At 68.7% G+C, this 8,148-nt stretch carries 7 protein-coding genes; 5 read left to right on the forward strand and 2 right to left on the reverse strand.

All coding sequences use genetic code 11. The annotated features are described in order from the left end of the window. Positions 1-353: 353 nt before the first annotated feature. Positions 354-767, forward strand: a complete 414-nt coding sequence (locus BZL41_RS14470; RefSeq protein ID WP_095599943.1) for a CopD family protein — start codon at positions 354-356, stop codon at positions 765-767. A gap of 47 nt (positions 768-814) precedes the next feature. On the opposite strand, the gene BZL41_RS14475 is transcribed toward BZL41_RS14470, so the two are convergent. Then, positions 815-1,282 (reverse strand): DUF2231 domain-containing protein, encoded by a 468-nt coding sequence (locus tag BZL41_RS14475; protein WP_095599944.1) that lies wholly within the window; start codon positions 1,280-1,282, stop codon positions 815-817. A 132-nt stretch (positions 1,283-1,414) separates the two neighbouring features. Here BZL41_RS14475 and coxB point away from each other — a divergent pair, with 132 nt between their 5' ends. The 4 genes from coxB to BZL41_RS14495 are packed head-to-tail and all read left to right on the forward strand — an operon-like array spanning position 1,415 to position 5,980. Further along, complete coding sequence (gene coxB / locus BZL41_RS14480) at positions 1,415-2,299, forward strand: cytochrome c oxidase subunit II (protein ID WP_095599945.1); 885 nt, start codon at positions 1,415-1,417, stop codon at positions 2,297-2,299. An 8-nt stretch (positions 2,300-2,307) separates the two neighbouring features. Next, positions 2,308-4,815: a cytochrome c oxidase subunit I gene (gene ctaD / locus BZL41_RS14485; RefSeq protein ID WP_256578160.1), complete on the forward strand. Its 2,508-nt coding sequence runs from the start codon at positions 2,308-2,310 to the stop codon at positions 4,813-4,815. After that, positions 4,815-5,168 carry a hypothetical protein gene (locus BZL41_RS14490; protein WP_095599947.1) on the forward strand — a complete coding sequence of 118 codons (354 nt, stop codon included), beginning with the start codon at positions 4,815-4,817 and terminating at the stop codon, positions 5,166-5,168. Before ctaD ends, BZL41_RS14490 begins: the two co-directional genes overlap by 1 nt. Continuing rightward, positions 5,159-5,980 (forward strand): cytochrome c oxidase assembly protein, encoded by an 822-nt coding sequence (locus BZL41_RS14495; RefSeq protein ID WP_095599948.1) that lies wholly within the window; start codon positions 5,159-5,161, stop codon positions 5,978-5,980. The genes BZL41_RS14490 and BZL41_RS14495 overlap by 10 nt, the downstream gene beginning before the upstream one ends. A gap of 182 nt (positions 5,981-6,162) precedes the next feature. Here BZL41_RS14495 and BZL41_RS14500 read toward each other — a convergent pair whose 3' ends face one another. Further along, entirely contained in the window at positions 6,163-8,034 is a 1,872-nt protein-coding gene (locus tag BZL41_RS14500) for a S9 family peptidase (RefSeq protein WP_095599949.1), read from the reverse strand. Positions 8,035-8,148 lie beyond the last annotated feature (114 nt).

The raw sequence follows: 8,148 nt of genomic DNA on the forward strand, positions 1-8,148 counted from the left end.
CTCTGTTGCACGCATGACAGACCTCCAGAAAGGGGACGCCGTACAGTAAGTTTAGGAGCTAGCAACACTTAACGCAGACATAGCCAATTCATTCGCCCGGCGGACCATCGCCGTTCCCGTCACGCAGGATCAGCCCGGTTCGCCAGCAGAGCTGGCTCCTACGGTTGCGTGGTGATTTTAGAAAATGTGCATGACTCAGCGCCGCCCCCCAGCCTGAGTCCTGCGTCGATCCATCGTCCCCGCCCCAAAGCGAACGGTCCGACGGAGCGGCTGTCACACCCACAGACGGCCATCGCGCCCCGCTCTTCCCTCCGCGCCCGCCACGGGCGCCGAATCCGGAATGGAGGCCGACCATGGATCTGCTGAAACTCCTGCACTTCGCCAGTCTGCTCGGCTGGTGCGGGACCCTGCTCTACCTGCCGGCGCTGATCGCGGCGGGCACGCGGCGCAGCGAGACGCTGTTCTACCGCGATCACGCGCATCTCACGCGGCTGGTCTTCACCCTGGTGGCCACGCCGGCGGCGCTGCTGGCCATCGGGTCGGGGACGGCGCTGTTCCTGCGCGACGGCATCCTCGGCACCTGGCTGATTCTCAAGCTCACCACGGTAGCGGCGCTGGTGCTCTGCCACGCGCTCTGCGGCGTGCTGGTGCTGCGCATCGAACGAGTGCCGGAACGCAGCGTCGGCCGCGAGTGCGTGGGCATTGGCGTGCTGATCACCCTGCTGATCGCCGTCACCCTGTGGCTGGTATTGGCCAAGCCGTTCTGACGATGGTCGATCTCGACAGCTTCCCCCGACCCGGCCGGCATGGGCGCTCAGACGTCCACATCCACCCCCACCGCGTGTTCATAAACCAGCCGGCCCCCCAGCCAGGAGGCCAGGGCGATGAGCAGCGCGGTGAGCAGCGACAGGTAGAGGCCCCAGGGCTCGACCGATCCGGCGTCCTCGCGGTAGCGCAGCAACCAGTTCAGCGAGGCCAGCGAGAGCATCATCACGGCGATGATGGCGTGGCACCAGGCGGTGATCTTTTGCCGTATGCGCCGTACGAACAGCAGGTCGATCAGCCCCATGCTGCTGGCGATCCAGCCGCCCCCCGCGCCGACGCCGGCCAGCCAGAGCGCGGCGCGCGCCCAGAACGGATCGCCGCTGAACAGGTAGGCGCAATCGGCGCCGACCAGGCCGATCAGCGCGGCCACCGGGAAGTGGATCAGCATCGGGTGCAGCGGGTGGCCGCCGAGGGCGGCGCGGCTGACGATGGGCTCGTGGTCGGCGTTTCCGGCCATGGGGCACTCCGTGATGGGCGGGGACGGCGGCACCGAACCGGTGCCCTCTTGCAATGGACCGTTTTCCCGCTGGCAGTTCCTTGCCTGACAGCCTGCGGCGGCGCTCAGTCCGCTCTCGACCCCGCCGGCCCGATGGCGCGCGAAGTGGCGTTGCTCTGGTGGGCGATGCTGGGCTTCGCCAGCCTGGTACTGCTGGGCGTGACCGCGCTATGGCTGTATGCCATGCACCGCGCGCCGCGCGAAACCAGCGCCGAGCAGGCGCGGCGAATCAACCGGCGCTGGATCGTCGGCGGCGGCCTCCTGTTGCCCGGCCTGAGCATCCTCCTGCTGCTGGCCTTCGGCATCCCCGCCGGCCATCGGCTGCTGCCGTTGCCGCTGGCCGAACCGCCGCTGCGCATCGAGGTGACCGGTCACCAGTGGTGGTGGGAGGTGCGCTATCCGGACGGCGTGGTCACCGCCAACCAGTTGCATATCCCGGCCGGCCGCCCGGTGGACCTGGCGGTGGGCAGCGCGGACGTCATCCATTCGTTCTGGGTGCCGCGCCTCGGCGGCAAGCTGGACATGATCCCGGGCCGCCGCCATGTGCTGCGCCTGCAGGCCGACCGGCTGGGCACCTACCGCGGCCAGTGTGCGGAGTTCTGCGGCAGCCAGCACGCGCATATGGCAATCGACGTGGTGGCCCACGACGAACCGGCGTTCCAGGCTTGGCTGGCAGCGCGCCGCGAACTGCGCTTCTCCCCGCCTCCAGGGGAGGCCGGCGCAGTGTTCGAGCAGCGCTGCGGGCGCTGCCACCGGGTCGCCGGGGTCAGTGAAGGCGGCCGTGCACCGGACCTGACCGACGTCGGTTCCCGCCCGAGCCTCGGCGCCGGCACCCTCGACAACCGCCCCGGCGCCCTGCGCCGCTGGCTGCGCGAGCACCAGCGGCTCAAGCCGGGCAACGGCATGCCGGCCCACGACGACGTGACGCCGGAAACCCTCGACCGGATCGCCGACTGGCTGGAGACGCTCGCCCCATGAGCCGCGACATGCCCTCCCCCGAAGCCGAACGCCTGCACGAACGCTTCAACGCGGTGTGGGGCAACCCCACAGGCTGGCGCGCACTGACGGTGGTCAACCACACCACGGTGGGATTGCGCTTCATGGTCACCGGGGCGCTGTTCTTCCTCTTCGGCGGCCTGCTGGCGATGCTGCTGCGCACCCAGTTGGCGCTGCCCGGACGCGATTTCATGGGGCCGGACCTGTACAACCAGGTCTTCACCATGCACGGCACGGTGATGATGTTCCTGTTCGCCGTGCCGATGATGGAGGGGCTGGCGGTCTACCTGATCCCGAAGATGATCGGCGCCCGCGACCTGGTGTTCCCGCGCCTGTCGGCCCTGGGCTATTTCTGCTACCTGTTCGGCGGGCTGATCCTGGTGGCCAGCCTGTTTCTCGACATCGCCCCCAAGGCCGGCTGGTTCATGTACACGCCGCTGTCCAGCGCGGCGCATACGCCGGGGCCGAACTCGGATTTCTGGCTGCTGGGCATCACCTTCGTGGAGATTTCCGCGGTGAGCGCCGGGGTGGAGCTGGTGGTGTCGATCCTGCGCACCCGCACCCGGGGCATGTCGCTGGACCGCATGCCGCTGTACGCCTGGTACATCCTGGTGATGGCGATGATGATCGTGGTCGGCTTCCCGCCGCTGATCCTCGGCAGCATCCTGCTGGAGCTGGAGCGCGCCGCCGGCCTGCCGTTCTTCGAGGTGGCGCGGGGCGGCGACCCGCTGCTCTGGCAGCACTTGTTCTGGCTGTTCGGCCACCCGGAGGTGTACATCATCTTCCTGCCGGCAGCGGGCATCGTCTCGACCCTGCTGCCGGTGTTCGCCCAGCGCCCCATCGTGGGTTACCGCTGGGTGGTGCTGGGGGTGCTGAGCACCGGTTTCATCAGTTTCGGCCTGTGGGTACACCACATGTTCACCGTGGGCATCCCGCAACTGGCGCAGGCGTTCTTCTCGGCGGCAAGCATGCTGGTGGCGATCCCCACCGGGGTCCAGATCTTCGCCTGGCTGGCGACACTCTGGCTGGGGCGCCCGGTGTACCACGTGCCGATGCTCTGGCTGGTGGGCTTCCTGGTGATCTTCGTCGCCGGCGGGTTGACCGGCGTGATGCTGGCCCTGGTGCCGTTCGACTGGCAGGTGCACGACACCCATTTCGTCGTGGCCCACATGCACTACGTGCTGGTGGGCGGGATGTTTTTCCCGCTGATGGCCGGGCTCTATTACTGGCTGCCGCATTTCTCCGGGCGGATGCCTTCGGTTCGCCTCGGCCGCTGGGGCTTCTGGCTGGTGTTCATCGGCTTCAACCTGACCTTCCTGGTGATGCACTGGACCGGCCTGCTGGGCATGCCCCGGCGCATCTATACCTACCCCACCGGCCTGGGCTGGGACTGGCCGAACCTGATTTCCTCCATCGGCAGCTTCGTGATGGCCATCGGCATCGCCACGGTGCTGCTGGACATCGTGCTGCACTTCCGTTTCGGCCTGCCGGCCAAGGAAAATCCCTGGCACGCGGATACCCTGGAATGGGCCACCAACCTGCCGCCCACGTCCTATAACTTCGCCAGCCTGCCGGAGGTTCGCGGACGCCACCCGTTGTGGGACGACCCGAGCCTCCCGCAGAGCATCGCCCACGGCGAGCACGCATTAGCGGTGATCGACCACGGCCGCCGCGAGACCTGGGGGTCGGACCCGCTGACCGGCCAGGTGCGCGAGATCATTCACCTGCCGGGCAACAGTTGGCTGCCGGTGATCGCCGCCACGCTGATCGCCTGCGTCTGCCTGAGCCTGCTGACCCAAGCCTACGGGCTGGCGGCACTGTTCGCGCTGGCCAGCCTCGGCGTGCTGCTGCGCTGGTCCTGGGAAAACGGTGCCCACCCCAAGGCAGCGCCGGACGCCAAGACCCAGCCCGGCGACCCGCCGCTGCATTCGCGCACCTGCGACGGGCCCGGCCTGTGGGGGATGGCGGTAACGCTGCTGGCCGACGGTGCGCTCTACCTGTCGCTGCTGTTCGGCTGGTTCTACTTGTGGACGGTGGCGCCGGACTGGCAGGTCCCGGAGCGGGCCGGCTTCGATCCGCGCCTGCTGCTGGCCAGCGCCGTGCTGCTGGTCATGGCCACCTTCTGGCAGCGTCGGTTGCTGGTGCGGTTGCGCCAGGGCGATGCGCGCGGACTGGCCGGTGGGTTGGCGGGCGTCGCCGGGCTCGGCCTGCTGCATGCGGCGCTGTTGCTCTGGGCGCTGCTCGGCGGCGAGCTGGCGCCACGGCAGACGGCACATGACGCGGTGATCGCCGTGGTGCTCGGCTACAGCCTGGTCCACGGCCTGCTCGCTGCCGTCCTCAGCGCCTTGCAGGGCTGGCGCGTGAGGTACGGCTACGTCAGTGTCGAGACGCCTTACGAACCGCTGGTGGTGGAGCAGCTCTGGTACTACAACCTCGGCGTACTGTGGATCAGCTACTTCGCCCTGGTGCTGTTCCCGCCGACTTGGGGAACCGCCTGATGCGACCGCTGCGCTCACCCCATAACCCGATCCACATCGCCCTCGGGCTGGTGATCTGGAGCCTGTGGTTCGTCGCGCTCTATGGCGGGCTGTCGGTGGCCTGCCGGGTGGCACCGCCAGCCCTCTCGCTGGGGATGTGGAACTGGCTGAGCCTGCTGCTGGGCCTGTTTTCGGCCGCCACCGTCGCCTTGCTCCTCGGCTTGGCGAGGTGGTCCTGGCGAGCCGCTTCCCGTGCCGGGAAACCCTCGCCGGAACATTTCGCCGCCCGCCTCGCCGCCGCCGTGCACCTGGTGGGGGCGGTGGCCACGCTGGTCGTCGCCGTGCCGCTGTTGAGGCTGCCGCCATGCGTGTGATCGTTGCCGCTGCCCTGCTGGCCCTCAGCCTGCCGGCCTGCGCCCATGGCTTGTTGGAGAGCGTGCGGGGCGAGCGTCTGCCGATCCTCGTCGGCGCCCTGCTGTTCGGCGCGGCCTGGCTGCTCTACGGGCTCGGCACACGCCGGGTTCGCCCCCATGGCCGCGAAGCGTTGTGGATGCACGTCGCCATGCTCATCGCCGCGCTCTCCGCCTTCGGCCCGCTGGACGACCGGGCGGAAACCAGCACCAGCCTGCACATGCTGCAGCACATGCTGTTCATGCTGGCAGTGGCCCCGCTCTGGGCCCTGGGCCGGCCGCTGCCGCAATGGCGGGCGATGCTCGGGGCAACGCTGCAACCGCTGTGGAACGGCATCCTGCGGGCCGCCCGCTACCCGGTGGCGACGGCCATGGTGCACGGCGCGCTGATCTGGATCTGGCACACACCGCACCTTTATCTGCTGGCACTGGAGCATCCCGGCTGGCACATGATCGAGCACGCCTGCTTCCTGTTCAGCGCCTGGCTGTTCTGGTGGTCGTGCCTGCACGCGCACCCGCGCCGGGTACCGCAGGCGTTGCTGGCAATGCTGCTGACGCTGATGCACACCGGCCTGCTCGGCGCCCTGCTGACCTTCGGCGACACACCGTTCTATGGCGATGCGCGGGACTTGCAGGACCAGCAATTGGCCGGTCTGCTCATGTGGGTGCCGGGCGGGTTGGTCTACCTGGCCGGCGCCGGCTGGATCGCTTGGCGCTGGCTCGGCCGCCTGTGGCGACGCCAGCAGCGGGTCGGCGGCAGTCCCTTGGGCGAATGAATTTGCCCCTGCGGGTCCGGCCCGACGCTGGCTCCTACAAAAGGGCTGAACCTCGGCGTGGGAGCGAATTCATTCGCGATGGACCGACAGGCCGAATTCGCGGATGAATCCGCTCCTACAGGTTCGATGTCACTCGAACCGCTTGTGTAAGGGCGAATTCATTCGCCCGGCAAGGCAGGCTATTACCGCGGCGCTTCGGCCAACACGCCCTGGTAGAAACGAAACTCGCGCTCCAGCGCATGGCTGAGGTGGACCGCCTGGCGGAAGCCGTGGCGTTCGTCGGGATAGAGGTGATACTCCACCGGCACGCCGCGCTCGCGCAGGGCGGCGACCATGGACTCGGTCTGCGCCGGCACCACCACCGCGTCGAGCCCGCCCTGAAAGAAGATCACCGGCACCTGGATACGCCCGGCATGCAGCAGTGGCGTGCGAGCCCGGTAGCGTTCGAGGTCGCGCTCGGGATCGCCGATCAGCCAGTCGAGATAGTCCGCCTCGAATTTGTGGGTGACCCGTCCCAGCGCCAGCGGATCGCTGACTCCATAGAGGCTCGCGCCACCGGCGAAAGCATCGGTGAAGGCCAGGCCGCATAACGCGGTATAGCCCCCCGCACTGGAGCCACGGATGAACGCCCGCGCCGGATCGATGGCACCGCGTCCGGCCAGATGCCGTACCAGCGCTACCGCATCTTCCACGTCCACCACGCCCCAACTGTTCCGCAGCCGCTGCCGGTAGGCACGACCGAAGCCGCTGCTGCCCCGGTAGTTGACGTCGGCCACGGCGAAGCCCCGCTGAGTCCAGAACTGGATGCGCGGATCGAACACCGGGTAGCAGGCGGAGGTCGGCCCACCATGGAGGAATACCACCAGCGGCGGCTTCGTCCCCGGCGCAGCGGACTGGCCGGCATTGCGCGGCGGATAGAAGTAGGCATGGCTCGTCTCCCCTTTCCCGCTGGCGAAGCGCAGCGATTCCGGCCGCGACAACTCCGCCTCGGCCAGGGGCTGCTCGCCGCCGGCCAGTATCTGCACGGTGCCCGTGTCGCGCCGAATCGCCAGCAGCGTCGGCAAGCGGTCGGGAGCCGCGGCGATGCAGTAGAAACACTCGGTATCGGCGCTCAGTTGGCGGAAACGGCTGAAGGACTCGGCCAGGCGCCGTTCCTGTCCATCGGCATTGCGCTCCACCAGCACGCCGTAGCCGTCCTCGAAACGGCTGAGCAACAGTCCGCCGTCCGCCAGCAGCAGGTAGCTGCACGTGCCCAGTTGCCAAGGCGCCGGCGCGTGGTCGGCAGGTACCGAGTCCAGCGGCTGCCAAACCCCGTCCCGCTCGCACCAGGGCTGCCACCAACCCAGGCGGTCGGACAGCGCATGCAGCCGGCCCTCGGCCGAGAAGCGCGGCTGTTGCACGGACTCGTCCCCGGCCGTCAGAACGGTCGGCGCCGACCAGCAGCCTGCGGCGTTCCGCGCCGCCACGCACAGGCGGGTCGCGGTCCAGGGCTGTTCAGGCCGGCTCCATTCGATCCACGCCAACCGCTCGCCGTCCGGGCTCAGGCAAGGCGACGCGTAGAAGTCGGCGCCCTCGGCCAGCACCTCGCGTTGCCCACCGGCCAGGGACAGACTCACCAGGCGATGCACAACGCCACCCGGCTCATGGCTCTCTTCCACCGCCAGCAGCGCGTTGCGGGCCGCGGCGAAATGCAGATCGCCATAACGGCAGCCGCCCTGTGCGGTCAGCGTACGAGGCTCGTCATCCAGCGCCTGGCGGTAGACCTGCTGGTCCGTCTCGTCGACGAAAGCCACGCCGTCGCCGGTCAGGCAGAAGGCACCGCCGCCGTACTCATAGACCCGGCTGCGCAGCGAGACGCCGGCCGGCGTCAAGCACTGGGTCTGCCCGCCGCGCCGGAACCAGAGGGTGCAGCGGCCGTCCTCGGGACGGTATTCGAGCCAGAACAGGCCGCCATGCCCGGCGCGCAGTTCGGCGAAGTCGCGGCTCGCCGAAGCGGCGCGCTCGGCCGTCCAGGCGCTGGGCCAGAAGCCATAGGGAATCGCAGTGCCGGTCATACGTTCACCCTCGTTGGGCGAGTAAACATCCACGTTCGTAGAACGTGGACTTGCTTTTGGCCCCCTAGAAGGGGGCACGGCCAGCCCTCAAAGAAGGCTGGCCGTCCATATCAC

Origin of the sequence: Pseudomonas sp. PIC25, from assembly GCF_002286785.1 — a bacterium.
Classification (GTDB): Bacteria; Pseudomonadota; Gammaproteobacteria; order Pseudomonadales; family Pseudomonadaceae; genus Pseudomonas_M.

Excerpts from the sequence above, each read along its gene's own strand:
- BZL41_RS14470 (WP_095599943.1), top strand. The coding sequence starts at position 354 with ATGGATCTGCTGAAACTCCTGCACTTCGCCAGTCTGCTCGGCTGGTGC.
- BZL41_RS14475 (WP_095599944.1), bottom strand. The coding sequence starts at position 1,282 with ATGGCCGGAAACGCCGACCACGAGCCCATCGTCAGCCGCGCCGCCCTC.
- coxB (WP_095599945.1), top strand. The coding sequence starts at position 1,415 with ATGGCGCGCGAAGTGGCGTTGCTCTGGTGGGCGATGCTGGGCTTCGCC.
- ctaD (WP_256578160.1), top strand. The coding sequence starts at position 2,308 with ATGCCCTCCCCCGAAGCCGAACGCCTGCACGAACGCTTCAACGCGGTG.
- BZL41_RS14490 (WP_095599947.1), top strand. The coding sequence starts at position 4,815 with ATGCGACCGCTGCGCTCACCCCATAACCCGATCCACATCGCCCTCGGG.
- BZL41_RS14495 (WP_095599948.1), top strand. The coding sequence starts at position 5,159 with ATGCGTGTGATCGTTGCCGCTGCCCTGCTGGCCCTCAGCCTGCCGGCC.
- BZL41_RS14500 (WP_095599949.1), bottom strand. The coding sequence starts at position 8,034 with ATGACCGGCACTGCGATTCCCTATGGCTTCTGGCCCAGCGCCTGGACG.